23 protein-coding genes are annotated in these 26156 nt (G+C 70.8%); 17 read left to right on the forward strand and 6 right to left on the reverse strand.

The annotated features are described in order from the left end of the window. The first annotated feature begins 18 nt into the window (after window positions 1–18). The 4 genes from ASC56_RS17585 (at window position 19) to ASC56_RS17600 (ending at window position 3679) form a co-directional block, all read left to right on the forward strand. Complete coding sequence (locus ASC56_RS17585) at window positions 19–942, forward strand: ABC transporter permease (RefSeq protein WP_055492378.1); 924 nt, start codon at window positions 19–21, stop codon at window positions 940–942. 51 nt (window positions 943–993) lie between these two features. Then, the gene (locus tag ASC56_RS17590; protein WP_055492379.1) at window positions 994–2040 is read left to right on the forward strand and encodes an ABC transporter ATP-binding protein; all 1047 of its coding nucleotides are present in this window, start codon (window positions 994–996) and stop codon (window positions 2038–2040) included. Beyond that, window positions 2033–3181, forward strand: coding sequence for an ABC transporter ATP-binding protein (locus ASC56_RS17595; RefSeq protein ID WP_055492380.1), 1149 nt, complete (start codon window positions 2033–2035; stop codon window positions 3179–3181). The genes ASC56_RS17590 and ASC56_RS17595 overlap by 8 nt, the downstream gene beginning before the upstream one ends. Window positions 3182–3274: 93 nt before the next feature. Continuing rightward, complete coding sequence (locus ASC56_RS17600) at window positions 3275–3679, forward strand: VOC family protein (RefSeq protein WP_055492381.1); 405 nt, start codon at window positions 3275–3277, stop codon at window positions 3677–3679. Here ASC56_RS17600 and ASC56_RS17605 read toward each other — a convergent pair. Genes ASC56_RS17605 through ASC56_RS17625 form a run of 5 tightly spaced genes read right to left on the reverse strand, consistent with a single transcriptional unit; the run spans window position 3676 to window position 9637 of the window. Beyond that, window positions 3676–4764 (reverse strand): ABC transporter ATP-binding protein, encoded by a 1089-nt coding sequence (locus tag ASC56_RS17605; RefSeq protein ID WP_079102573.1) that lies wholly within the window; start codon window positions 4762–4764, stop codon window positions 3676–3678. The two genes, ASC56_RS17600 and ASC56_RS17605, sit on opposite strands and share 4 nt — an antisense overlap. Beyond that, entirely contained in the window at window positions 4761–5759 is a 999-nt protein-coding gene (locus ASC56_RS17610; protein WP_055492382.1) for an ABC transporter ATP-binding protein, read from the reverse strand. The genes ASC56_RS17605 and ASC56_RS17610 overlap by 4 nt, the downstream gene beginning before the upstream one ends. Next, window positions 5756–6679, reverse strand: a complete 924-nt coding sequence (locus ASC56_RS17615; RefSeq protein WP_055492383.1) for an ABC transporter permease — start codon at window positions 6677–6679, stop codon at window positions 5756–5758. The genes ASC56_RS17610 and ASC56_RS17615 overlap by 4 nt, the downstream gene beginning before the upstream one ends. Then, the gene (locus ASC56_RS17620; protein ID WP_107309279.1) at window positions 6676–7743 is read right to left on the reverse strand and encodes an ABC transporter permease; all 1068 of its coding nucleotides are present in this window, start codon (window positions 7741–7743) and stop codon (window positions 6676–6678) included. The genes ASC56_RS17615 and ASC56_RS17620 overlap by 4 nt, the downstream gene beginning before the upstream one ends. A gap of 43 nt (window positions 7744–7786) precedes the next feature. Continuing rightward, window positions 7787–9637, reverse strand: a complete 1851-nt coding sequence (locus ASC56_RS17625) for an ABC transporter substrate-binding protein (protein ID WP_055492384.1) — start codon at window positions 9635–9637, stop codon at window positions 7787–7789. A 487-nt stretch (window positions 9638–10124) separates the two neighbouring features. Here ASC56_RS17625 and ASC56_RS17630 point away from each other — a divergent pair, with 487 nt between their 5' ends. From ASC56_RS17630 to ASC56_RS17650, 5 genes are read left to right on the forward strand one after another with little or no spacing between them, the layout of a single operon-like run. Continuing rightward, window positions 10125–11747: an ABC transporter substrate-binding protein gene (locus ASC56_RS17630; protein WP_055492385.1), complete on the forward strand. Its 1623-nt coding sequence runs from the start codon at window positions 10125–10127 to the stop codon at window positions 11745–11747. Window positions 11748–11780: 33 nt separating this feature from the next. After that, window positions 11781–12704, forward strand: a complete 924-nt coding sequence (locus ASC56_RS17635) for an ABC transporter permease (protein ID WP_055492386.1) — start codon at window positions 11781–11783, stop codon at window positions 12702–12704. Beyond that, window positions 12697–13680 carry an ABC transporter permease gene (locus ASC56_RS17640; RefSeq protein WP_055492387.1) on the forward strand — a complete coding sequence of 328 codons (984 nt, stop codon included), beginning with the start codon at window positions 12697–12699 and terminating at the stop codon, window positions 13678–13680. Before ASC56_RS17635 ends, ASC56_RS17640 begins: the two co-directional genes overlap by 8 nt. 5 nt (window positions 13681–13685) lie before the next feature. Then, on the forward strand, window positions 13686–14675 hold the full coding sequence (locus ASC56_RS17645; protein ID WP_055492565.1) for an ABC transporter ATP-binding protein: 990 nt from the start codon (window positions 13686–13688) through the stop codon (window positions 14673–14675). Then, window positions 14662–15741, forward strand: coding sequence for an ABC transporter ATP-binding protein (locus ASC56_RS17650; protein WP_055492388.1), 1080 nt, complete (start codon window positions 14662–14664; stop codon window positions 15739–15741). The genes ASC56_RS17645 and ASC56_RS17650 overlap by 14 nt, the downstream gene beginning before the upstream one ends. Before the next feature lie 174 nt (window positions 15742–15915). On the opposite strand, the gene ASC56_RS17655 is transcribed toward ASC56_RS17650, so the two are convergent. Next, window positions 15916–18048: a S9 family peptidase gene (locus tag ASC56_RS17655; protein WP_055492389.1), complete on the reverse strand. Its 2133-nt coding sequence runs from the start codon at window positions 18046–18048 to the stop codon at window positions 15916–15918. A gap of 203 nt (window positions 18049–18251) precedes the next feature. Here ASC56_RS17655 and ASC56_RS17660 point away from each other — a divergent pair, with 203 nt between their 5' ends. From ASC56_RS17660 to ASC56_RS17695, 8 genes are all read left to right on the forward strand, one after another. Continuing rightward, window positions 18252–18446, forward strand: coding sequence for a hypothetical protein (locus ASC56_RS17660; protein WP_055492390.1), 195 nt, complete (start codon window positions 18252–18254; stop codon window positions 18444–18446). A gap of 202 nt (window positions 18447–18648) precedes the next feature. Further along, window positions 18649–19572 carry an N-acetyl-1-D-myo-inositol-2-amino-2-deoxy-alpha-D-glucopyranoside deacetylase gene (mshB, locus tag ASC56_RS17665; protein ID WP_055492391.1) on the forward strand — a complete coding sequence of 308 codons (924 nt, stop codon included), beginning with the start codon at window positions 18649–18651 and terminating at the stop codon, window positions 19570–19572. Next, window positions 19569–19988, forward strand: a complete 420-nt coding sequence (locus ASC56_RS17670; protein ID WP_055492392.1) for a DUF6113 family protein — start codon at window positions 19569–19571, stop codon at window positions 19986–19988. Before mshB ends, ASC56_RS17670 begins: the two co-directional genes overlap by 4 nt. Before the next feature lie 225 nt (window positions 19989–20213). After that, window positions 20214–22481, forward strand: a complete 2268-nt coding sequence (locus ASC56_RS17675; protein ID WP_079102574.1) for a hypothetical protein — start codon at window positions 20214–20216, stop codon at window positions 22479–22481. A gap of 166 nt (window positions 22482–22647) precedes the next feature. Then, window positions 22648–23571, forward strand: coding sequence for an ABC transporter ATP-binding protein (locus ASC56_RS17680; RefSeq protein WP_055492394.1), 924 nt, complete (start codon window positions 22648–22650; stop codon window positions 23569–23571). Beyond that, entirely contained in the window at window positions 23568–24308 is a 741-nt protein-coding gene (locus ASC56_RS17685) for an ABC transporter permease (protein WP_055492395.1), read from the forward strand. The genes ASC56_RS17680 and ASC56_RS17685 overlap by 4 nt, the downstream gene beginning before the upstream one ends. A 5-nt stretch (window positions 24309–24313) precedes the next feature. Then, window positions 24314–25507, forward strand: coding sequence for a sensor histidine kinase (locus ASC56_RS17690; RefSeq protein WP_055492566.1), 1194 nt, complete (start codon window positions 24314–24316; stop codon window positions 25505–25507). After that, complete coding sequence (locus ASC56_RS17695) at window positions 25504–26118, forward strand: response regulator transcription factor (protein WP_055492396.1); 615 nt, start codon at window positions 25504–25506, stop codon at window positions 26116–26118. Before ASC56_RS17690 ends, ASC56_RS17695 begins: the two co-directional genes overlap by 4 nt. Window positions 26119–26156: the final 38 nt, after the last annotated feature.

Below are 26156 nucleotides of genomic sequence, written 5' to 3' on the forward strand. Positions count from 1 at the left end.
CCCTCTAGGAGTCACACCATGACCGAACTCGTCACGGGCACGGGAGAGCCTGCGGCGGTCGACCCCGCCGCGGTGCGGCAGGACGCCGAACCCAGCGTCGCCAGGGTCAGTCAGTGGGCCGACATCCGGCACCGCTTCTTCGCCAACAAGCTGGCCGTCGTCGGCCTGGCGATCATCCTCGTCCTCATTCTCACGGCCATATTCGCCCCTCTGCTCGCGCCGCACGATCCGCTCCGGCAGGATCTGAACGCCACCCTCCAGTCCCCGGGCGCCGGACACCTGCTCGGCACCGACGCGCTCGGCCGGGACCAGCTCTCTCGCCTCCTCTACGGCAGCCGGATCGCCGTGGTCGTGGGCCTCGCCTCGATCCTCGTCGCACTGACCCTCGGCGTCGTCCTGGGCGCGCTGGCCGGCTACTTCGGCCGCTGGGTGGACACGGTGATCATGCGCACGGCGGACATCTTCTTCGCCTTCCCGCTGCTGATCGGCGCCATCGTCATCATCCTGCTGATGGGCCGCGGTGTGCTGCCCGTCGTCCTGTCGCTGGGCATCTTCCAGTGGGCGACCTTCGCCCGCCTGTTGCGCAGCCAGATCCTCTCCGTCCGCGAGATGGACTTCGTGCACGCCGCAGAGGCCCTCGGCGCGAGCCGGAGCCGGATCATCCGCAAGCACATCCTGCCCAACTCGCTGACGTCGGTGCTGGTGTACGGCACGAGCAACGTCGGCATCGCGATCGTGGCCGAGGCGTCGCTGTCCTACCTCGGTGTCGGAGTGGACCCCGAGGTCGCGGAGTGGGGGAACATGATCTCCGCCGGCCGTGGGTTCATGGGGGTCAAGGACTTCATGTGGACCTACCCCAGCCTCGCGATCGTCATCACCGCGCTGGGCTTCATCCTGCTGGGCAACGGTCTGCGCGACGCTCTCGACCCGAAGCTCCGGTGAGGCGCAGCCATGACTTCAACCCCCTTGAGCAAGCAAGACGAAGGTGACGGCATGACCAGCCAGGAGACGGCCCCCACGAGCACCGGGCCGGAGGGGACCGCGCCACTTCTCGAAGTCCGCGACCTGCACGTGGAGTTCAAGGTCCGTGACTCGGTGACCAAGGCGGTCAACGGCGTCAACTACAGCGTCAACGCCGGCGAGACGCTCGCCGTGCTCGGTGAGTCGGGCTCCGGCAAGTCCGTCACCGCGCAGGCCGTCATGGGCATCCTGGACAGCCCTCCCGGGCAGATCACCAAGGGCCAGATCCTCTTCCAGGGACAGGACATCCTGAGCCTGCCGGAGAACGAGCGGCGCAAGCTGCGCGGCGCCAAGATGGCGATGATCTTCCAGGACGCGCTGTCCTCGCTCAACCCCGTGCTCTCCGTCGGTTTCCAGCTCGGTGAGATGTTCCGGGCGCACCAGGGCCTGTCGCGCAAGGACGCCAAGGCCAAGGCCATCGAGCTGATGGACCGGGTGCGGATCCCCGCCGCACGGGAGCGTGTCGGCGACTACCCGCACCAGTTCTCCGGCGGTATGCGCCAGCGCATCATGATCGCCATGGCGCTGGCCCTGGAGCCGGACCTGATCATCGCCGACGAGCCGACCACGGCCCTCGACGTGACGGTCCAGGCCCAGGTCATGGATCTGCTCGCGGAACTGCAGCGCGAGTACAACATGGGTCTGATCCTGATCACCCACGACCTCGGCGTGGTCGCGGACGTCGCCGACAAGATCGCTGTGATGTACGCGGGCCGGATCGTCGAGGAGGCTCCGGTCCACGAGCTGTACAAGCGCCCCGCGCACCCGTACACGCGTGGTCTGCTCGACTCGATCCCGCGCCTGGACCTCAAGGGTCATGAGCTGTACGCGATCAAGGGCCTGCCGCCCAACCTGCAGCAGATCCCGCCGGGCTGCGCGTTCAACCCGCGCTGCGGCAGGGCGCAGGACGTCTGCCGCAGCGAAGTGCCGGCCCTGGTCCCGGTCACTGAGCAGGACGGTACGGAACTGGTGGGGCGCGGCTCCGCGTGCCACTTCTGGAAGGAGACGATCCATGGCTGAGCCGATCAAGAAGGACGAGCCGGCCGACGCCATGCCGAACGTCTCCGACGTCGAGGTGGTGGACGCACGGTCCGAGGAGGAGGCGGTCGCCGCGATCGAGGCGCCGGTCGAGCGCGGTGAGCCGATTCTTCAGGTGCGCAACCTGGTCAAGCACTTCCCGCTGACCCAGGGCATCCTCTTCAAGCGGCAGATCGGCGCGGTCAAGGCCGTCGACGGTGTCTCCTTCGACCTGTACCAGGGCGAGACCCTCGGCATCGTCGGCGAGTCGGGCTGCGGCAAGTCCACGGTCGCCAAGCTCCTGATGCATCTGGAGCAGGCCACCGCGGGCGAGATCTTCTACAAGGGCCAGGACATCACCAAGCTGTCCGGGCGCGCCCAGAAGGCCGTGCGCCGCAACATCCAGATGGTCTTCCAGGACCCGTACACCTCGCTCAACCCGCGTATGACGGTGGGCGACATCATCGGGGAGCCGTTCGACATCCACCCCGAGGTGGCGCCGAAGGGCGACCGGCGGCGCAAGGTCCAGGAACTGCTGGACGTCGTGGGCCTCAACCCCGAGTACATCAACCGCTATCCGCACCAGTTCTCCGGCGGTCAGCGCCAGCGCATCGGCATCGCCCGCGGTCTCGCGCTCAACCCCGAGATCATCATCTGCGACGAGCCGGTGTCGGCGCTGGACGTGTCCGTCCAGGCACAGGTCATCAACCTGATGGAGAGACTGCAGGACGAGTTCAACCTCTCCTACCTCTTCATCGCGCACGACCTGTCGATCGTCCGGCACATCTCCGACCGGGTGGGCGTGATGTACCTCGGCCGGATCGTCGAGATCGGCAGCGACGAGCAGATCTACGACCACCCGACGCACCCCTACACCCAGGCGCTGCTGTCGGCGGTCCCCGTGCCGGACCCGGACGCCCGCGAGCATCGTGAGCGGATCATCCTGACCGGCGACGTGCCGTCCCCGGCCAACCCGCCCTCCGGCTGCCGCTTCCGCACCCGGTGCTGGAAGGCCCAGGACAAGTGCGCCACCGAGGTGCCGCTACTGGCGATCCCGGAGCGCTTCAAGGACGCGGACACTCCGGTGGCCCACGAGTCGGCCTGCCACTTCGCCGAGGAGAAGGACGTCGTGCACGCGGCCTGACCTCTTCCCGGACCCACCGGTTCCCGGCACCTCCCGTGGTGCCGGGAACCGGCGTTTCGGGACCGTCCGCACACCCGCACCAGGAAGTCCGAGATGCTCCACCACATCGAGCTGTGGGTCCCCGACCTGCCGCGCGCGGTACGGGAATGGGGCTGGCTCCTGACCAGGCTCGGCTACCGGCCGTACCAGGAATGGCGGCACGGCCGCAGCTGGCGCCAGGGGCCGGTGTACGTCGTCGTCGAGCAGTCGCCGGCGATGGGCGGCACCCACCACGACCGGATGCGTCCGGGGCTCAACCACCTCGCGTTCCACGCCGGAAGCCGTAGGGACGTCGACGCCCTCGCCGACACGGCGGCCGCCCACGGGTGGGTGCCGCTCTTCGCGGAGCGGTATCCCCATGCCGGGGGACCGGGGCACTACGCGGCCTATCTGGCGAACTCGGATGGATTCGAGGTCGAACTGGTGGCCGTCGACGGGCCGCCGCAGGACATCGGCTAGGGCGCTTCTGACGGGTCTTGGTGGGACAAGGAGCGGTGTCCGGTGCGGCGAGGGTGCGGGCCGGGGGTCGCGACGCCGCGGAGATCCGTCAGAGGGGCCCGAGCCACCTGCGCCCGCGCCCAGTGGCACGCCACCTGCTCCCCGCCCCCTCCGCCGAGCACCTCCGGATCCAGGCCGTGGCAGGCGTCGGCGACGCCCGCCCGATCGGCCGCGCCGCTCGCCAGGACCTGGCAGCGGGCCCGGAAGCGGCAGCCGGAAGGGATCCGGGTCGGGTCCGGTGGCTCCCCGGCCAGCACCACCGGGTCCCCTGGCGCCTCCGGCAGGACCGACAGCAGTGCCTGGGTGTAGGGATGCCGAGGCGCCGTCAGCACCCGCTCGACGTCTCCGGTCTCCACGATCCGGCCCAGATACATCACCGCGACCCGGTCGGCGATGTTCCAGGCCAGACCCAGGTCGTGCGTCACCACCAGGGCGGACAGGCCCAGTTCGGCGCGTAGCCGGAGCAGCAGCGCCAGGATCTCGCCGCGCACGGAGGCGTCGAGCGAGGCCACCGGCTCGTCGGCGACGACGATTTCGGGCTCCAGGACGAGCGCGCCCGCGATCACCACGCGCTGACGCTGCCCTCCGGACAGCTCGTGCGGGTGGCGCAGCAGGAAGCGCTCGGGCGGCCGCAGCCCCGCCCGGGACAGGGCCCGCGAGACCGCCGCGCGTTCGTCTCCGGCGTACCGGTGGATCCGCAGCCCTTCGGCGACCGCGTCGTACACCGTGTGCCGCGGATTCAGCGACCCGCTCGGATCCTGGAGCACCAGCTGAACCCGGCCGCGGTGCGCCTTCAGGGCGCGTGAGGAGTACTCCAGCGGCCGCCCCGCGAAGGCGATGCTCCCGGAGGTGGGTGGCACGAGGCCCAGCAGCGAACGGGCCAGTGTCGTCTTCCCGCATCCCGACTCGCCGACCAGCGCCACGATCTCCCCGGGCCCGATGTCGAGATCGACACCGTCCACGGCCCGGGCCGGGGGCCCGCCGTGCCGCCCGGGGAAGCTCACGTGCAGCCCCCGCGCGCTGAGCAGGGGCGGTGGTGTCGTCATGGGCTGCTCCTCGCGTCCTCGGCCGCGGCGGTGGGGCCGGGGACCGTCGTCTCCACGTGCACACAGGCCGCCCGTCGCCCCGGGCCGGCGTCCCGCAGCGCCTGGTCCTGTGTGGCGCATCCGTCGAGGGCCACGGGACAGCGCGGGTGGAAGGCACAGCCGGACGGCAGGCCGGAGGGATCGGGCGGATCGCCCGCCAGGCCACGCGGGGCGAACCGGGAGGCCGGGTCGCCGATACGGGGGAACGCCGCGGACAGGGCCCTGCCGTACGGGTGCCGGGGGTCCTCGTAGACCTCGCGGGCGGGCCCCTCCTCGACCACCCGGCCCGCGTACATCACCGCGAGCCGGTCGCAGGTCTCGGCGAGCACCGCCAGATCGTGGCTGATCATGATCAGGCCCAGGTCCTGTTCGGCGACGAGCTGTCCGATCAGCCGCAGGATCTGCGCCTGGATCATCACGTCGAGAGCCGTCGTCGGCTCGTCGGCGACGATCAGCCGAGGATCGCAGGCCAGCGCCATGGCGATCATGACGCGCTGGCGCTGACCGCCGGAGAGTTCGTGCGGATACGCCGCCGCCCGCGCCGCCGGCAGACCCACGTGCTCCAGGAGCTCACCCGCCTTCCTGCGTGCCTGGGCGGCGGTCGCCCGGCGATGCACCAGGATCGGCTCGGCGATCTGGTCGCCCACGCGGTGCACGGCGTTGAGCGAGTGCATCGCCCCCTGGAAGACGATCGAGGCGCCCGCCCAGCGGACCGCCCGCACCCGCCCCCAGCGCATCGTCAGAACGTCCTCGCCGTTCCACAGGATCTCCCCGCCGACCCGGGTACCGGACGGCAGCAGCCTGAGCAGCGCGAGCGCCAGCGTGGACTTCCCGCAGCCGGACTCGCCCGCGACGCCGAGCTTCTGCCCCGCCCCCAGCACGAGGTCCACTCCCCGCACCGCGGCCGCCCCGCCCGCATAGGTCACTTCCAGGTTCCGGACCTCCAGCAGTGTCAACGGGCCTCCCCCAGCCTCGGGTTGAGAACGGATTCCACCGCGCGGCCGCACAGGGTGAAGGCCAGGGCGACGACGGCGATCGCGAAGCCCGGCGGGACCAGGTACCACCAGTCGCCGGAGCTGACCGCGCCCGCCTCGCGCGCGTCCTGGAGCAGCCCGCCCCACGACACCACCGTCGGATCGCCCAGGCCGAGGAAGGCCAGCGTCGCCTCGGCGAGGATGGAGGAGGAGATCATCAGGGTCGTCTGCGCCAGCACCAGGGGCATCACGTTGGGCAGCACGTGCCGGCCCATGATGTGCCAGTGGCCGCCGCCCAGCGCTCGGGCGCGCTCGATGTAGGGCCGCGACTCCACCGCCAGCGTCTGTGCCCGCACCAGCCGGGCCGTGGTCGGCCAGGACGTCACGCCGATCGCCAGGACGACCGTGCCGAGCGAGCGGGACATCACGGTGGCGAGGGCGATGGCGAGGACCAGCGTCGGCATCACCAGGAACCAGTCCGTGATCCGCATGATCACGGTGGCGTACGCGCCACGGAAGTGCCCGGCCGTGATCCCGGCCAGGGCACCGATCGCCACGGACAGCACGGCCGCGAGCAGCCCGACCAGGAGCGAGACCCGGGAACCCCACACCACCAGGCCCAGCAGATCGCGCCCGAACCGGTCGGTGCCCAGGAGGAACGTGCCGCTCGGACTCTCCAGCGGCCGGCCCGGCGCGCCGGTGACGCCGGCCACGTCGGAGCCGACGGTCAGCGGCGCGGTCAGCGCGACCAGTGCGAAGAGCACGAGTGCGGCCAGGCCCAGCAGCCCGGCGCGCTGCGTGCGGTACTGCCGCCAGAACCGGACGGCGGCGCGACGGCGGCGCTGCCGTGCGAGCGTGCGCGGGCCGGCCTTCGCCACCGGGGGTGTCGCTTCGGTCGTCATCGGCCCACCCGGGGATCGAGCAGCGGATAGATCAGGTCGGCCAGGGTGTTCATCACGATCACCGCCGCGGCGAAGACGAAGAACAGGCCCTGGACCAGGGGGAGATCGGGCACGCTCAGTGCCTGGTAGAAGAGGCCGCCGAGACCGGGCCAGGAGAACACGCTCTCGACGAGGATCACACCCGCCACGGTCCGGCCGAGATTGACGAAGATCAGTGTCACGGTGGGCAGCAGCGCGTTCGGCACGGCGTGCCGACGCCGCACCAGGTCGTCCCTGAGTCCCTTGGCGCGTGCGGTGGTCAGGTAGTCGCCGCCCATCTCGTCGAGCAGCGCCGAGCGGGTGACCAGCAGCGTCTGCCCGTACTCGACCGCGACCAGCGTGAGGACCGGCAGGACGAGGTGGTGGGCGACGTCGATGACGTACGCGAGGCCCTGCTTGCCGCCCGACTCCATGCCGCCGGTCGGGAAGAGGCCGGGTATCGGCCCTGTGCCCACCGCCAACACGATGATGAGCAGGAGGCCCAGCCAGAACGACGGGATCGAGTAGAGGGTCAGCGCCAGACCGGTGTTGAGCCGGTCGCCGAGCCCGCCGTGGCGCCATGCCGAGCGGGTACCGAGGAACATGCCGAGGGCCGTGTAGAGGACGAACGCGGTACCGGTCAGCAGCAGGGTGTTCGGCAGTGCCTCGGTGATCTTGTCGAGGACGGGTGCCCGGAACTGGTACGACGTGCCGAGGTCCCCGGTGAGCGCCTTGCGGCAGTAGTCCGTGAACTGCTCCCACAGCGGCAGGTCGAGGCCGAACTCCCTGCGGTAGGCGGCCAGTTGTTCGGCGGACACCGGCCGGCCGCCCGTCATGTACTTGATGGGGTCGCCGGGGATCAGGCGGAAGAGGAAGAAGCTGGTGACGAGGACGGCGAGCAGCGAGACGGCCGCGCCGCCGGCCTTGCCCGCCGCGTACCGCAGGTACGCCCGCTCGGCGCCGGCCCGCGGCATGCGGGCCTGCGGACCGGAGGGGACCGGGCCCCCGGCCCCGTCCACCGGTGCGGAGGCTGCGTCAGCGGTCATGGGCGGCTGCCTGCCGGGTCTGTGCCACTGGGGGGTTCATCCGCTACTCACGGTCCTCGGCGGTGGCACGGCGACGCACCGCGAAGAACACCCCGGCGCCCACCAGGACCACCACGCCCGCGACGATGCCGAGGACCACCCCGGTGGACGAGGAACCGCCGGCGGAGCCACCGGAGTCCGCCGGAACGGCCGACCACCAACTCCAGTAGCCGTCCTGGCCGTAGAGGTTGCCCGACTTCTCCGGCATGGTGGTGATCGACGTGATCTGGTCCGTCCGATAGGCCTCGACCGCGTTCGGATACGCCATGACGTTCATGTACCCGAGGTCGTACAGCCGTGACTCCACCTGCTTGACGAGGGCGGCCCGACGGCCGGGGTCGTACTCCGCCAGCTGGCGGGCGTAGAGCTCGTCGTACGTCTTGTCGCAGATGAAGTCGTCCGTGGCGCCGGTGCTCCTGGGGGTGGACGGGAGTGCCGCGCAGGTGTGGATCGACAGCACGAAGTCCGGGTCGGGGTTGACGGACCAGCCGTCGAAGGCGAGGTCGTACTTGCCGGCGAGCCAGGGATCGGTCACGTTGTCCAGGCAGTCGAGCCTGACGCCGATGCCGAGCTTGCCCCACCACTCCTTCAGGTACTGGCCGACCGCCTTGTCGTTCGGGTCGGTGGAGTGGCACAGGAGCCGGTAGTCGATCGGCTTGCCGTCCTTGCCGACGCGTTTGCCGTCGCCGTTCCTCCGGTAGCCCGCCTCGTCGAGCAGCTGGGCCGCCTTGGCCGGGTCGTAGGCGAGTTCCTGGCCCGCCGACGGCTTCCAGAAGTACGTGGTGAAGCGCGGCGGGATGTACCCGGCCCCCTCGACCGCGTGCCCCTGGAAGACCTTGTCGACGATGGTCTTGCGGTCGACCGCCATGAACAGCGCCTGCCGCACCTTCTGGTCGAGCAGCGACTCGTGGCCGTCGCCGAAGCGTTGGCCGTCCCTGGACCGGGCGCCCGGGTTGGTGGCGATGGCGTAGAAGCGGCGGCCCGGTGAGTCGTTGACCCTGATGTCCTTCTGTCCACGGAGTGCGGAGGACTGAGCGGGGGTCAGCCCGCTCACGAAGGAGACCTCGCCCTTCTGCAGGGCCGCGACGGCCGCGTCACCGTCCTTGTAGTACTTGAACACCAGCTCGTCGAACTTCGGGGCCCCGCGCCAGAAGCGCTTGTTGGGCTTGAGCCGCACATAGCTGTCGGGCTTGTAGTCGGTGAGGACGAAGGGCCCGTTGCCGACGACGGGGAAGCTCTTGTCGTTGTTGAACTTCGAGAAGTCCTCCACGTGCTCCCAGATGTGCTTGGGCACGATCGGGACGTCGAGGGCGGTCATGGTGGCCTGCGGCTTCTTGAGTTCCACGACCAGCCGGGTGGCGCTGGGAGCCGTGACCTTCCTGAAGTTGGCGACGAAGCTGCCGTTCGCGGTGGCGGCCTTCTCGTCGCTCATCATCTTGTCGAACGTCCACGCCGCGTCCTCGGCGGTGACCTTCTCCCCGTCCGACCACTCGGTGCCGGAGCGGATCGTGTAGGTCCAGGTCAGCTTGTCGGCGGAGGGCGTCCACCGGGTGGCGAGCCCGGGGATCGTGTGGGCGTCCTTGGGGTCGTAGTCGGTGAGGTACTCGTACATCAGCCGGTTGATGCTCGTACTGACCAGACGCGTCGCCAGGAAGGGGCTCAGCGAGTCCACGCTCTGGGCGACCGCCACGGTGAGGACCTTGTCGCCCGGCTTCGCCTCGGCCTGCTGGGGTGCGGTGAGCGGTGTCGCGAGGGCGGCCGTGAGCGTCAGGGCGGCGGCGAGCAGCCGGGGGGTGCGGGTCCGATGGGAGTCCGGGCGCGAGCGCCCGCTGCCGTGCTGGTCTTGGGTGCTCATCGATCGTGACCTCGCGTCGTCATGGGCACAGGAACGGCTTGTCGGAGTGCTTGATCGAGCCAGAACGGGTGACGCCAGCTGGGTGAAGAGTGTGTCTATCAGCGGCACTCCGCGTGCGTCAACGGCGCGTGAACCCCTTGTGGCCTGCGGAAATGACAGGTTGACGCGAATTCGGCAGCCAATGGTCCACACCTGTGAAGCACCCCTGGTGAGGGCCTGACGACGCATCGGCCGACTGCTGGGCGAAAGGGTGTCCGATCGCTGGACGAGTGGTGACGGCCGACATCTCGGCGGACGTGAGGGGTGGGTCGGCTGCCGGGCCGGGCCGTGGTCGCGGGAGTCCGCCACGGGAGGAATTGTCCGGGCGTACGGCGTGGCACCCGGACGGGTGGGATGCGTATGCGATGTGGTCGCTCTGCGCTGATATTGAACCGGTAGTGGATCAGCGCCCGGCGCGGAGGCACGACGCATTCCGAGGAGGCATGCCATGCGTGGAGCCAGGCACGCCAGGTGGGCCGTCGGTGCGGCGGCAGCGGCCCTTCTGGCGGCCGCCTGCGCCGGGGGCGGGGGCGGCGGCAGCAGCCCCGGAGTGCTCAGCTCCTCCTGGGGCGACCCGCAGAACCCGCTGGAACCGTCCAACACCAACGAGGTCCAGGGCGGCAAGGTCCTCGACATGGTCTTCCGCGGACTCAAGCGCTACAACCCCAGGACCGGCGCGGCCGAGAACATGCTCGCCGACAGGATCGAGACCTCGGACGCGCGGCACTTCACCATCACCGTCAAGGACGGCTGGACGTTCAGCAACGGCGAACCCGTCACCGCCCGGTCCTTCGTGGACGCCTGGAACTACGGCGCCAGCCTGCGGAACAACCAGAAGAACGCGTACTTCTTCGGATACATCGAGGGCTACGACAAGGTGCACCCGGACACCGGCGCCCAGAGCGCCGACACCCTCTCCGGCCTCAGGGCGACCGGCACCCGCACCTTCACCGTCACGCTCAACCAGAAGTTCTCGACGTTCCCGGACACCCTCGGCTACGCGGCCTTCTCCCCGCTGCCCAGGACCTTCTTCGACAACCACGCGGCCTGGGTGAAGAAGCCGGTCGGCAACGGCCCGTACCGGATCAACTCCTACACCAGGGGCTTCATGATGTCCCTCAGGAAGTGGGACGGCTACCCGGGCCCGGACAAGGCGCAGAACAACGGGGTCGACCTCAAGGTCTACACCGACACCAACACCGCCTACACCGATCTGCTGGCCGGCAACCTCGATCTCGTCGACGACGTGCCCGCCCCACAGCTCAAGTACGTCAAGGCCGATCTGGACGGCCGGTACATCAACGCCCCGGCCGGCATCATCCAGACCCTCGCCTTCCCCTACTACGACCCGAAGTGGGCCAGGCCCGGGACGGCGAAGGTCCGCACGGGCCTGTCCATGGCCATCAACCGGGACCAGATCACCCGCACGATCTTCCACGGGACGCGCACACCCGCCACCGACTGGACCTCTCCCGTCCTCGGCGTGGACGGCGGCTTCAAGGCAGGACTGTGCGGTGCTGCCTGCACCTACAACCCCACCCAGGCCAGGAAGCTGGTCCAGGAGGGCGGCGGGCTGCCCGGCGGCCAGGTCAAGATCGCGTACAACGCGGACACGGGCTCGCACAGGGAGTGGGCGAACGCCGTGTGCAACTCCATCAACAACGCCCTCGGCAATGACAGGGCGTGCGTCGGCAATCCGGTCGGCACCTTCGCCGACTTCCGCAACCAGATCAGCGGGCACAAGATGCAGGGCCCCTTCCGCGCGGGCTGGCAGATGGACTACCCGCTCATCCAGAACTTCCTGCAGCCGCTCTACTACACCAACGCCTCCTCCAACGACGGCAAGTGGTCCGACAAGGACTTCGACAGACTCGTCGACCGGGCGAACGCCGAGAGCGACAAGGCCCGGGCCGTGCGGCTGTTCCAGCAGGCCGAGGGGGTCCTACGGGACAACATGGCCGCCATTCCCCTCTGGTACCAGAACGGCAGCGCCGGATACGCGCAGCGCCTCTCCCACGTGGCGCTCAACCCCTTCAGCGTCCCCGTCTACAACGAGATCAAGGTCGGCTGAATCCCACAGCAGCCCGCTACCCCCGGAGGCCCCATGGGACGGTACGTCGTCCGGCGTCTGCTGCAGATGATCCCGGTCTTCCTCGGCGCCACCCTGTTGATCTTCCTGATGGTCAACGTGATGGGCGATCCCATCGCGGGCCTGTGCGGCGAGCGGCAGTGCGATCCCGCCACGGCCGCCCAGCTGCGCCGGGAGTTCGGCCTCGACAAGCCCTTGTGGCAGCAATACGCGACCTATATGGGCCACGTCTTCACCGGCGACTTCGGCACCGCCTTCAACGGGCAGAACGTCACCGAGCTGATGGCGACGGCCTTTCCGGTCACCATCCGGCTGACCGTCGTCGCGATCCTCTTCGAGATCGCAATCGGCATCGCGCTCGGCGTGGTCACCGGTCTGCGCCGCGGGCGCCCCGTCGACACGACGGTACTGCTGGTCACCCTCGTCGTGATCTCGGTGCCGACCTTCGTCACCGGCCTGCTGCTGCAGCTGCTGCTCGGCGTCGAGTGGCGCTGGGTCAGACCGTCGGTCTCCCCGGACGCCGGCTTCGGGGAGCTGATCGTGCCCGGGCTCGTCCTCGCGTCCGTGTCCCTCGCCTACGTCACCCGACTGACCCGGACCTCCATCGCCGAGAACAAGCGCTCCGACTACGTCCGCACCGCCATCGCCAAGGGGCTGCCGCGACGTCGTGTGATCACCCGGCATCTGCTGCGCAACTCGCTCATCCCCGTCGTCACCTTCATCGGCACCGACATCGGCGCCCTCATGGGAGGGGCGATCGTCACCGAGCGGATCTTCAACATCCACGGGGTCGGCTACCAGCTCTACCAGGGGATCCTGCGGCAGAACACGCAGACGGTCGTCGGCTTCGTGACGGTCCTCGTCCTTGTCTTCCTGGTCGCCAACCTGCTCGTCGACCTCCTCTACGCCGTACTCGACCCGAGGATCCGCTATGCCTGAGCAGCCGCCGTACGAGCCCGAGGGCGCCATCGCCGGGACCGGCATGGGCGGCGCCATGGACCTCGCCGCCAGCGAGGCGACCACCCTGGAGAGGGCGCCGGGAGGCCCTGCGGGCCCGGGCCCCGTCGGCAAGCCGCGCAGCCTCTGGTCCGACGCGCTGCGCGACCTGTGCCGCAACCCCGTCTTCCTCCTGTCCGGGCTGGTGATCCTCTTCCTCGTCGTGATCTCCGTCCGGCCGTCCCTGATCACCTCCGGCAACCCCCTCAGCTGCGATCTCGCCAAGGCCCTGGAGGGCTCCCAGCCCGGGCACCCGTTCGGATTCGACGGTCAGGGCTGCGACGTGTACACGCGGACCGTCTACGGCGCCCGTACGTCCGTCACCGTCGGCGTCTGCGCGACGCTCGGCGTGGCGCTCCTCGGCTCGGTCCTGGGCGGGCTCGCCGGGTTCTTCGGCGGAGGGTGGGACGCGATCCTGTCCCGGGTCACCGACATCTTCTTCGCCATCCCCGTCGTGCTGGGCGGTCTGGTCCTGCTGTCCGTGGTGACCAGCAACACGGTCTGGCCGGTCGTGGGATTCATCGTGCTGCTCGGCTGGCCGCAGATCTCCCGTATCGCCCGCGGCTCGGTGATCACCGCCAAACAGAACGACTACGTCCAGGCCGCCCGCGCCCTCGGCGCCTCAAGCTCCCGCATCCTGCTCAGGCACATCGCCCCCAACGCCGTCGCCCCGGTGATCGTCGTGGCGACCATCGCGCTCGGCACCTACATCGCGTTGGAGGCGACCTTGTCCTACCTCGGGGTCGGGCTGAAGCCGCCGAGCGTCTCCTGGGGGATCGACATCTCCGCCGCCTCCCCGTACATCCGCAACGCCCCGCACGCGCTGCTGTGGCCCGCCGGAGCCCTCGCGATCACCGTGCTCGCGTTCATCATGCTCGGCGACGCGGTGCGCGACGCCCTCGACCCGAAGCTGAGGTGACGGCGGTGCTGCTCGAAGTGCGGGATCTGCATGTGGAGTTCCGGATGCGGGACGGCATCGCCAAGGCCGTCAACGGGGTCGGCTACGCCGTCGACGCGGGCGAGACGCTCGCCGTCCTCGGCGAGTCCGGCTCCGGCAAGTCCGTCACCGCGCAGGCGGTCATGGGGATCCTCGACACCCCGCCCGCCAGGATCACCGGCGGCGAGGTTCTCTTCCAGGGCCGGGACCTGCTGACCCTGAAGGAGGAGGAGCGGCGCAGGATCCGTGGCGCCGAGATGGCCATGATCTTCCAGGACGCGCTGTCCGCCCTCAATCCCGTGCTCACCGTGGGCGACCAGCTCGGCGAGATGTTCGTCGTGCACCGGGGCATGTCGAAGAAGGACGCCCGCGCCCGGGCCGTCGAGCTGATGGACCGGGTCCGGATCCCGGCGGCCGCGCAGCGCGTACGCGACTATCCGCACCAGTTCTCCGGCGGCATGCGCCAGCGCATCATGATCGCCATGGCGCTGGCGCTCGAGCCCGCGCTGATCATCGCGGACGAGCCCACCACCGCCCTCGACGTCACCGTCCAGGCCCAGGTCATGGACCTGCTCGCCGAGCTGCAGCGCGAGTACCGCATGGGCCTCATCCTCATCACGCACGACCTCGGCGTCGTCGCGGACGTCGCCGACCGGATCGCCGTCATGTACGCGGGCCGGATCATCGAGTCCGCTCCCGTGCACGACATCTACAAGGCGCCGGCCCACCCCTACACCCGGGGGCTGCTCGACTCCATCCCCCGGCTCGACCAGAAGGGCCGGCAGCTCTACGCCATCAAGGGCCTGCCGCCGAACCTCATGAACATCCCGCCGGGCTGCGCCTTCCACCCCCGCTGCCCGATGGCCCGGGACGTGTGCCGGACCGACGTTCCACCGCTCTACGAGGTCGAAGACGCGGGCAGCGACCGGGTGAGCGCCTGCCACTTCTGGAGGGAGTGTCTGCATGGCCGGCCCTGAGCCGCTTCTGGAGGTCAGCGGGCTGGTCAAGTACTACCCGCTGACCCGGGGCGTCCTCTTCAAGAAGCAGATCGGCGCGGTCAGGGCGGTGGACGGCGTCGACTTCGCCCTCGCCCGGGGCGAGACCCTCGGCGTCGTCGGCGAGTCCGGCTGCGGCAAGTCCACGCTCGCCAGGATGCTGGTCAACCTGGAGAAGCCCACCGCCGGTTCGATCCGGTTCAAGGGCGAGGACATCACCAAGCTGTCCGGGCGCGCCCTGAAGGCCGTGCGTCGCAACATCCAGATGGTGTTCCAGGACCCGTACACCTCCCTGAACCCCCGGATGACCGTGGGTGACATCGTCGGGGAGCCGTACGAGATCCACCCCGAGGCCGCGCCCAAGGGCGAGCGGCGCCGGCGAGTGCAGGAGCTGCTCGACGTGGTGGGCCTCAACCCCGAGTACATCAACCGCTATCCGCACCAGTTCTCCGGCGGCCAGCGCCAGCGCATCGGCATCGCCCGGGGGCTCGCGCTGCGCCCGGAGATCATCGTCGCCGACGAGCCGGTCTCCGCGCTCGACGTGTCCGTGCAGGCCCAGGTGATCAACCTGCTGGCGGAGCTCCAGGACGAGTTCGGGCTGTCGTACGTCTTCATCGCGCACGACCTGTCGATCGTGCGGCACATCTCCGACCGGGTCGGGGTGATGTACCTGGGGAAGATCGTGGAGATCGGCAGCGACACGGAGATCTACGACCATCCGACGCACCCCTACACCCAGGCCCTGCTGTCCGCCGTGCCCGTGCCCGACCCCGACGCGCGAGAGCGCCGGGAGCGGATCATCCTCAGCGGCGACGTCCCGTCCCCGACGGACATCCCCTCGGGCTGTCGCTTCCGCACGCGCTGTTGGAAGGCCCGGGAGCGGTGCACCGTGGAGGTGCCGCCGCTCGCGGTCCCCGAGAAGTTCCGTCCGGCGGGGGGACCCGCGGCACACGACTCGGCGTGCCACTTCGCGGAGGAGAAGAGGGTGGTGCCGCCCGAGGAGCCGGCGTCGGATCGGCCCGAGGAGCCGCGAACACCCGGGGGATGAGCCGCACAAGGAGCCCGTACAACCGGGCAAATGCCCACGAACGCCGTTAACACACAGGCAACTTGGCCGACGCCATTCCGATATACGGACGCGGCAGAGTGAACAGCGTACGGCCGTGCGGGTGCCGTGAACGGGCCGGAGTGCACCATGTCACTCCGGCCCGTTGCCGTGGGTTCAGCCCAGGTTCAGAGCGCTCCGCAGGAAGTCCCGCTGGAGCAGCAGCAGGTTCTCGGCGACCGTTTCCTGGGGGGTCATATGGGTCACCCCGGACAGCGGCAGTACCTGGTGCGGGCGGCCCGCGGCCAGGAGGGCGGAGGACAGCCGCAGGGAGTGGGCCACCACCACGTTGTCGTCCGCCAGGCCGTGGACGATCATCATCGGGCGGGCCGGATCCGCGGCGTCCACCAGGCCCGCGTCGTCGATCAGTGAGTTGCGGCGGTAGACCTCGGGCCGCTCCTTCGGGTGCCCCAGGTAGCGCTCCTGGTAGTGGGTGTCGTACAGCCGCAGATCGGTCACCGGCGCACCGACCACGGCCGCGTGGAACACGTCCGGCCGGCGCAGCACCGCGAGTCCGGCCAGATAGCCGCCGAAGGACCAGCCGCGGATCGCCACCCGGGTCAGATCGAGCGGGAAGTCGCCGGCCAGGGCGTGCAGCGCATCGACCTGATCCTGGAGCACGACCGCCGCCAGGTCGTCCTTGACCGCCTTCTCCCAGGCGGGGGAGCGGCCGGGCGTGCCCCGGCCGTCCGCGACGACCACCGCGAAGCCCTGGTCGGCGAACCACTGCGAGGTCAGATGCGTGTTGTGCGCGGCCGCCACGCGCTGCCCGTGCGGGCCGCCATAGGGGTCCATGAGGACGGGAAGGGAGGTGTCACCCGAGTAGTCCGTAGGCATGAGTACGGCGCACGGGATTCGGCGTGCGCCCCCCTGGGTGAGTGTCACGCGCGGGGACAGACCAGGATGTTCGGCGTACGAGGCCACGGTGGCCACCGGCTTGCCCTCCCGCAGCACCCGTACCTGGGCCCCCGGGCGGTCGAGAACCGAGGAGACGAGTACGGTCACGCCTCCGGCGCGCACCGCCGAGTGCACCCCGGGCTCCTGCGACACACGCTCCACGCCGAGTTCGCTGACGCGACAGACATGGACCTCGCCGATCTCCGGATCGGCGGCCGCCTCGCCCGCCGACGCCGCTACCAGCACATCGTCGTCCGACACGTCGAGTACCGCGCGGATGTGCAACTGCGGTCCGGTCAGCGGCCGTTCGCCCACCGCGAGCACCCGTGCGCCGCCCTCGTCCGCGATCCTCACCAGCTGTCCGGAAGGGCTCCAGCACGGCACCCCGGCGAACAGTTCAAGCCAATCCGGATCTTCGTCCGCGTGCACCATGCGGGTGGCCCCGGTGTCCGGGTCCACGGCCAGGAACAGCTGACTGCGCTGGTCACGCGCCTGCACCAGAATCAGTGGTGCACCCGCCGCTGACCAGTGCACACGGGCCAGATACGGGTAGGCCGCACGGTCCCAGACGACCTCCGTGCGCGCCCCGTCCAGGCCCAGGACGAACAGGCGCACGTCCGCGTTGTCGGTACCCGCCGCCGGATACGCGATGCGCTGCGGCTCCCGCTCCGGCTGTGCCGGATCGGAGATCCACCACCGGCGCACCGGCGCGTCGTCGACGCGCGCCACGAGCAGCCGGTCCGACTCGGGTGACCACCAGAAGCCCCTCGAACGCCCCATCTCCTCGGCCGCGATGAACTCCGCCAGCCCGTAGGAGACCGTCCCCGGCTCCGCCCCGGGCTCCGGCTCCGCGAGCACCCGGTCGCCCTCGCCCTCGGCGCCGACCACGCGCACGGCGCCCTGGGTGACGTACGCGATGTGCCGCCCGTCCGGGGCAGGCCGTGGATCGATCACCGGGCCCGGCACGGGCAGCTCGCGGGCCGTGCCGGCGCGCAGCTCCGCCGTGAAGAGCCGCCCTGACAACGCGAAGGACGCCAACTCCACGGCGCCGTCGGTGGCGTAGCCGACGATGCCGGCACCGCCCTCACGGCTGCGTTCCCGGCGGGCGCGCTCCTCGGGCGGCAACTGCTCGACGGCGCCCCCGAGCAGGCCGGCCGGGTCGGCCGCCGGGCGCTCCGTGCCGTCCGCCAGGTCGAGGACCCACAGCCGGTGCGCGCGGTCCGTGCCGGACGTCGACCGCAGGAACACGACGCGGGAACCGTCGGGTGCGACGGTGAAAGCGCGCGGCGCGCCGAGCGTGAACCGCTGGGTGCGCGCGTGCCGTCGGGGGAAGGAAGCAGGCTCGGTGGTCATGCCTCGACCATATTGGCCATGCGCCCCCTTGTGCGGCCGTGCGCCGACCGATGCGCGCGTCCGGATAGTTATGATCACTAGCGCATAGTGGGTATGAACCCGCTTGCATCCAGGTGGATTTATCTGTGTGGATATTCCACAGGGATGTGTTGCCCCCATAGTCCGACCCCCGTGCCCCCCTGGATCTTTGGAGGTGAGCCGCCGTGGCACTCTCGATTTCGGCGGTGGTGCTGCTGGCGATCATCGTCTTCCTTCTCATCAGGAAGTCAGGGCTGAAGGCAGCGCACGCGATCGTGTGCATGCTGCTCGGGTTCTACCTCGCCTCGTCGACCGTCGCCCCGACGATCCACGATCTGACGACGAACATCGCGGGGATGATCGGCAGCATCAAGTTCTGACCGCACCGAAGGCGGGCTCCGTCGTCGCCGGGGCGCGCGGCGGCGCGGCGGGCCTCGGCCGGGGCTTCCACCGGGCCTTCGGGTCGCCGTCACAGCCGACGGCCGGGGTCGGCACGAAGAGGTGCTGCGGCCGGGTCGCCGTGGGTGACGAACGGCCGGGGAGGCCGAGTGGGAGGCGCGGGTCCCTCGTAGGGTGGGTGCCATGACGGATCTGCCCGACCGGCGTCTGCTCCTGGTGCACGCGCACCCGGACGACGAGTCGATCAACAACGGCGCGACCATGGCCAGGTACGCGGCCGAGGGCGCCCGCGTGACGCTGGTGACCTGCACCCTCGGCGAGGAGGGCGAGGTCATCCCGCCCGCGCTGGCGCATCTGGGGCCCGGCCGCGACGACGCGCTGGGCCCGCACCGCGCCGGTGAACTGGCCGCCGCCATGGCGGAGCTCGGCGTCACCGACCACCGCTTCCTCGGCGGCCCCGGCCGTTACCGCGACTCCGGGATGATGGGGGCCGAGCAGAACCACCGCCCGGGCGCCTTCTGGTCCGCCGACCTCGACGAGGCGGTCGCCCACCTCGTAGCGGTCGTCCGGGAGGTACGCCCGCAGGTCCTCGTCACCTACGATCCGCACGGCGGCTACGGCCACCCGGACCACATCCAGGCCCATCGCGTGGCCATGCGCGCCGCCGGGCCGGCCGCCGACGCGGACTTCCGCCCCGACCTCGGCGCGCCCTGGGAGATCGCCAAGATCTATTGGAATCGGGTGCCGCGCTCGGTCGCCGAGGCCGCGTTCGCACGGCTGGGCGAGGCGCTCGACAAGACCCCCTTCGCCAAGGCCGCGACCGTGGACGACCTCCCCGGAGTGGTCGACGACCCGGTGATCACCACGGAGATCGACGGAACCGCGTTCGCCACCGCGAAGGCCGCGGCGATGCGGGCTCATGCCACGCAGATCGAGGTCGCCGAGCCGTGGTTCGCGTTGTCCAACGCGCTGGCGCAGCCCCTGTTCACCACCGAGTACTACGAGTTGGTCCGCGGCGAGCGAAGCGAGACGGGGATCCCCCCGGCCGGAGGCCGGGGGAGCACCGAGCACCGGGAGACGGACCTGTTCCAAGGAGTGGCCCCATGACATCGACGGGCAAGCGGACGAACGCACTCGCACAGCCGCTGGATCCGCCCTCGGTCGGCCGGATCGCCGCCTACCTCGGCCTCTTCGTGCTCGGCGCGGTGGTCGGTGTGGCGGGCGCGCTCGTCCAATCCGGCTGGTTCCCCGGCGGATTGCTGCTCGCGCTGGCGGGCGCGGCCGGGCTCTTCCTCGGCGGCGCGCAGGCCACGGGGGCCCGCGCGGGGGCCATCGCGCCCGCGGCCGGGTGGATGGTCGCCGTCGTGCTGCTCACCTCCAGCCGCCCGGAAGGGGACTTCCTGTTCGGCGCGGGCCTGGGCTCGTATCTCTTCCTGCTCGGTGGAATGGGCATCGCTGTGATCTGCGCCACCCTTGCCCAGGGGCGGCAACCCGGCGGTTCCGGCGCCCGACTTGGCAAGTGACGTACCACTTCGCCTCCGGGGTCACGGGATGTCCACCGCAAAACGCGGCACGCACGTGGGGGTCCCGTGGGGGTTTCCCCTGCGGGCGCCGTCTGCGGGCCGCGGGCGGCCAGTATGGTGGTGCGCGCCGCCGAGCCTCCCCCAAACCCTCGGCTTCGCTGGAGCAGGGGGACCCCCACCTGGTGAGGTCGGAGCAGGCGGTGGAGCCAACCGGGAGAACCTGCCTTGAGTCGTGAAACTGACAGTTCGTCCGCCGGACCCAACGGTCGCGGTGGAGCCGCGTACCCGTCGGGGACGCCGCCGTACGGGACCCCCATGGCTTCCGAGGACGGTGTCGACGCGAGCCGCTCTGCCACGCAGCCGGAGGAACGCAAGACCGAGACCACACTGACGACCCGGATCCGGATCAACATCCCCGGGTCCCGGCCCATTCCGCCGGTGGTCGTGCGCACCCCCGTCGCGGACGCCGACACCGCGGGCGAAGCGAGCGCGAGCGCCGAGACCGAGACCACGAGCAACGTGAGCCCGCTCAGCACCCTCGACACCTCCGCGGAGCCTTCCGCGCCGGGCGAGGACAAGACGAACGACTGGTTCGCGCCCCGCAAGCCCGCGGCGGCCAAGGCCCCGCAGGGCGCCGGGTCGACCAACGGAGCCGGTCTGCTCGGGGCTGCGGGCATAGGCGCCGACAGGGCGTCGGGCGCCGGCGCGCCGGGTGTCCCCGGCGCGGGTGGCGCGCGACCGGGTGCTCCGGGCGCAAACAGTACGGGTGGCGCGCGTTCCGGTGCTTCCGGTGCTTCCGGTGCTTCCGGTGCGCCGGGCGCTCCCGGCGCACGGCCCGGAGGGGGCACGGGCGGCGCGGGCCCGCTGGGCGCACGCCCGGGCGGATCGAACGGCAGGGGGCTCCCAGGAGCGACCGGGGCGGGCCCCGTCGCGCCGGGGCACGGCGGAGGCACCGGCTCCTTCGACGTGTCCGACGCCGTGGCCGCCAGCACCGCATCGTTCCCCGTCATCGGCACCGACATCGGCGCCGACGGCGGTGGCGAACCCCGCCGTGACGACCTTCCGTACTTCTCCGAGCCGGGCCGGCACGGTCCCTCCGGACCCACCGGCGGCCCGGTCACGGGTGACGGACCCGTCATCCCGCCCGTGGGCCCCCTGTCTGGCGGTCCCGGCCTGGGCACCCTCGGCGCCGGTCCGGGAGGACCTCTCGGCCCCGGTCCGGAGGGACCTCTAGGCCCCGGTGTGCCCGGTGTGCCCGGAGCCTCCGCGGGCCAGGGCCTTCCCGGTGGCGGGCTGAGCGACGACACCGCGATCCTCACCCCGCAGAAGCCCGCCCCCGAGCCGGGCCCCCAGGGCTTCGGCGGTCCCGGCGACAACGTCTCGGGGCACACCGTCACCAGTGGTATCCCCGTCATTCCGCCCGGTGCGCAGAACGGGCCGTTCGGCGCGGGCTCCCACTCCGACGGACCGGTGCCGCACACGCCCCCGAAGCTGCCCGATCCGCCCAAGGCGCAGAGCTCCACCGGCGCGAAGCCGGCCAGGAAGAAGGGCCGCAGCAAGCTGGTGCTCCTGGTCGGCGGCGTGTTCGTCCTCGCAGGTGTCGCCTACGGCGCCGGGCTGCTGATGAACCACTCCGACGTGCCCAAGGGCACCACCGTGCTCGGCGTCGACATCGGCGGCGGCACGCGCGACGAGGCGGTCCAGAAGCTCGACGCCGCGCTGGGCAGCCGTACCGACAGGCCGCTCCAGCTGTCGGTGGACGGCCGGACGGTCTCCCTGCGGCCGGACCAGTCGGGCCTCCAGCTCGACAGCAAGGCCACCGTCGCCGCCGCCGCGCAGAGCGACTACAACCCGGTGTCCGTGATCGGCTCCCTGTTCGGGCAGCGGCGGGTCGTCCAGCCCGCCATGCCCGTCGACGTGGAGAAGCTGCAGGCCGCCCTGGAGCGTGCCGCGGGCGGCGCCGGTTCGATGACCGAGGGCACGATCAAGTTCGAGTCCGGCAAGGCCGTCGCGGTGTACGGCAAGCCGGGCAAGGGCATCGACGTCGCCGCCTCCACCACGGCCGTCGAGCAGGCGTACCGCACCCAGGTCGAGACCGGCACCAGCAGGCCCGTGCCGGTGCCCACGACGACCCGGCAGCCCACGGTCCCCAACGCCGAGGTCGACCGGATGATGAAGGAGTTCGCCGAGCCCGCGATGTCGGCGTTGGTCACCGTGCGGACGGACGCCGCGCACTCCGTGTCGTTCAGCCCGGCGCGCTCGATCTACAAGTTCCTGAGCGTGCAGGCGGTGAGCGGCAAACTGGTCGAGCACTACGACCTCGTCGTCCTGAAGCAGCTGTACGGAAGCGCCTTCAACGGGGTCACGGTCGTCAAGGGCGACGGCAGCAAGAAGCCGGTGAGCCCGCAGGAAGTCGCGTCCGCGCTCGGCAAGGCGCTGCGCGGCAAGACGGCCGCCGAGCGCGTCGTCACGATTCCGACGAATCCCCAATAGCGGGAGACGGGGGCACCCGGTGGACTGTGCCGGGTGCCCCGTCGTTCCGCGCGCGGGCACCCCGTGCGCGGAGCGAAGCAGCACCTCCTGCGCATGACATCTGTCATACCGGATCCGCGACACGCGGCACTGCCTCGCCGTCCCGCCTCGCCGCCACGATGGGGGCATGACGACGACAACGGCGGCCACCGGATCGGTGGTCGGCTTCGACCAGGTGACGAAGACCTACGGTGACGTCCGGGCCGTGGACGGGCTGACGCTCGAACTGCACCCGGGCGAGACCGTGGCCCTGCTGGGCCCCAACGGCGCGGGCAAGTCGACCACGCTCGACCTGCTCCTCGGACTCAAGCAAGCGGACAGCGGCGCGGTGCGGGTGTTCGGGACCAGCCCGCGCGAGGCCATCGTCGCCGGCCGTGTGGGAGCCATGCTGCAGAGCGGCGGCCTGATGGACGAGGTCACGGTCGCCGAGCTGGTCAAGCTCGCCTGCGCTCTGCACCCGAAGCCGTACAAGGTCACCGACGTGCTCGCCCGCGCCGGCGCCTCGCAGATCGCCGACCGCAAGGTCAACAAGCTCTCCGGTGGCCAGGCGCAGCGCGTCCGCTTCGCCCTGGCGACCGCCGGCGCCAGTGACCTGATCGTGCTCGACGAGCCGACCACCGGCATGGACGTCTCCGCCCGCCAGGCGTTCTGGGCCACCATGCGGGAGCAGGCCGACCGGGGTCGCACGGTCCTGTTCGCCACGCACTACCTCGAAGAGGCCGACGCGATCGCGGACCGGGTGCTCGTCCTGCACCGCGGGCGGCTCCTCGCCGACGGCACCGCCGCCGAGATCAAGGCGAAGGCCGGCGCCCGTCGTGTCTCCTTCGACCTGGAGGGCGCGATCGACGAGGCCCCGCTGCGCGCGCTGCCCTTCCTGACCTCCATAGACATCTCGGGGCAGACCGTCCGGATCCAGTCCACCGACGCCGACGCGACCGTCCACGCCCTGTACGGGCTCGGCGTCTACCCCCGCAACCTCGAAGTCGCCGGGCTCGGGCTCGAGCAGGCGTTCGTCGCCATCACGGAGGCCGAGGAGGCCAATCCATCATGAACAGCCTGATCAAGTTGGAACTCGCCCGCGCGCTGCGCAACCGGAAGTTCCTGTTCTTCTCGGTGATCTACCCGTCGGTCATCTTCCTGATCGTCGCGGGCAAGGCCGACAGCGTCACCAAGGTCGACGGCTCCGGCCTCACCGTCCCGACCTACATGATGGTCTCCTTGGCCTCCTTCGGCGCCCTGACCGCCGTCCTGATGGGCAACAGCGAACGCATCGCCAAGGAACGCGAGACCGGCTGGGTACGGCAGCTGCGGCTGACCACCCTGCCCGGGCGCGGCTACGTCCTGGCGAAGACGGCCAGCGCCGCCGTCGTCAGCCTGCCGTCCATCGTCGTCGTCTTCCTGGTCGCCGCGGCCGTGAAGCACGTCCGCCTGGACGCCTGGCAGTGGCTCGCCCTCACCGGCGCCATCTGGGCCGGCAGCCTCGTCTTCGCCGCCCTCGGTGTCGCCATCGGCTACCTCGCCAGCGGTGACGCGGTCCGCCCGATCACGATGATCACCTACTTCGGTCTGTCGATACTCGGCGGCCTGTGGATGCCCGCGACGACCTTCCCCACCTGGCTGCAGGACATCGCCAAGTGGCTGCCCACGCACGCGTACGCTGCCCTGGGGCAGGCCATCGAACAGAGCCAGGCCCCGCAGGCAAAGGACATCGCCATCCTCGTCGTCTTCTTCGCCCTGTTCGCGGGCGGCGCGGCCTGGCTGTACCGGAAGGACACACTGAAGGCGTGAGCGCCATGACGGAAGAGCCGCGGGCCGACGACGCCCGGCCGGCCGGAGCGCTGCGCATGGGCCGGCCGCCCCGCAACCGGCGCGAGTTGCTGCGCAAGACGCTGTGGATCGGCGTCTGGCTCGTCTTCCTCAGCTCGCCGGTCCACGACCTCGCCTCCGGGAACCACACCCCCGGCGGCACCCTGGCCGGCTGGCTGGGGCTCGCGGTCTTCGTCGGCGTCTATCTGACGCTGGTCTTCCGGAACATGGGCAAGCCGTTCTCCGGGGTGCTCGTCGGTGTCCTCCTGGTGGTCCTCGCCGCGCTCGCCGCCCTGCTGTGCCTCACCCTCGGCTCGCCCTGGCTCGGCCTGTTCGTCTACGTCTCCGTCGCCTGTGGGGCGACCCTCCCGCCGCGGGTGGCGTACTGGGCGATTCCGACGACGGCCGCCCTGATGCTCCTCGTCGGCCTGTACGTCGGCGAGAAGGACGCGCGCGACCTGGTCCTGCTGGTCCTGCTCATCGGGTACGCGATGACCGGCGTCGGGCATCTGGTGCGCACGACGATCGAGTTGCGCAAGGCGCGCGCCACCGTCGCCCAGCTGGCCGCCAACGAGGAGCGGCTGCGTCTGGCCCGCGATCTGCACGACCTGCTCGGCCACTCGCTCTCCCTCATCACGCTGAAGAGCGAGCTCGCCGGTCGTATGCTGCCCGACCACCCCGACAAGGCCGCCCAGCAGGTCGCCGACATCGAACAGGTCAGCCGCCAGGCCCTGGTGGACGTGCGCGAGGCGGTCACCGGCTACCGCCGCCCGCGCCTGGCCGCCGAACTCGCCGGTGCCCAGGTCGCCTTGACGGCCGCCGGTGTCACCGCGGACGTGCCCGGGGAACCGGACCTCACGGGTGTCGCCGAGGAGAGCGAGTCCGCCCTCGCCTGGGCGCTGCGCGAGGCGATCACCAACGTGGTACGGCACAGCGGCGCCGCGCGCTGCACGGTGGAGGTGCTGCGGCGGCAGACCCTGGACGGGCCGATGCTGGAACTCTCCGTCGAGGACAACGGCTCGGGCGGCTCGGGCAAGGGCCCCGGCAACGGTCTGACGGGCCTGACCGAGCGTCTGGAGAAGGCCGGCGGGACATTGGAGGCGGCCCGCGTGAAGCATGGCTTCCGGCTGGTCGCGCGCGTGCCCGTCGATGCCGCGGTGGACATAGGATCCGGGGCATGAGCCGCACGATCAAGGTCCTGCTCGCCGAGGACCAGTCGATGGTCCGGGAGGCGCTGGCCGCCCTGTTGGGTCTCGAGGAGGACATCGAGGTCGTCGCCCAGGTCGCCCGCGGCGACGAGGTGCCGGCGGCGGCGCGGGCCCAAGAGGTGGACGTGGCGCTGCTGGACATCGAGATGCCCGGCGCCACCGGGATCGAGGCGGCGGCCGAGCTGCGCCGGGAGTTCCCGGCGCTCAAGGTGGTCGTCCTCACCACGTTCGGCCGTCCCGGCTATCTGCGCTCGGCCATGGAGGCCGGCGCCGACGCCTTCCTGGTGAAGGACGCGCCGGCGGCCCAACTCGCCGAGGCGATACGCAAGGTCCTCGCCGGGGAGCGTGTCATCGACCCCACGCTGGCGGCGGCAGCCCTGGCCGACGGCGCCAATCCCCTGACCGACCGCGAGCGCGAGGTGCTGCGCGCGGCGGCGGACGGCGCGACGAACGCGGAGCTGGCCGCGTCCCTGCACCTGTCTCAGGGCACGGTCCGCAACTACCTCTCCACCGCGATCCAGAAGCTGGCGGTACGCAACCGGACGGAGGCGGTCCGGACAGCTCGCGAGAAGGGCTGGCTGTAGCGGCCGGGAGCTCCAAGAGCTGGGGAGCTGCAAGGATC

The organism is Streptomyces sp. TP-A0356 (genome assembly GCF_001417775.1).
Lineage (GTDB): Bacteria > Actinomycetota > Actinomycetes > Streptomycetales > Streptomycetaceae > Streptomyces.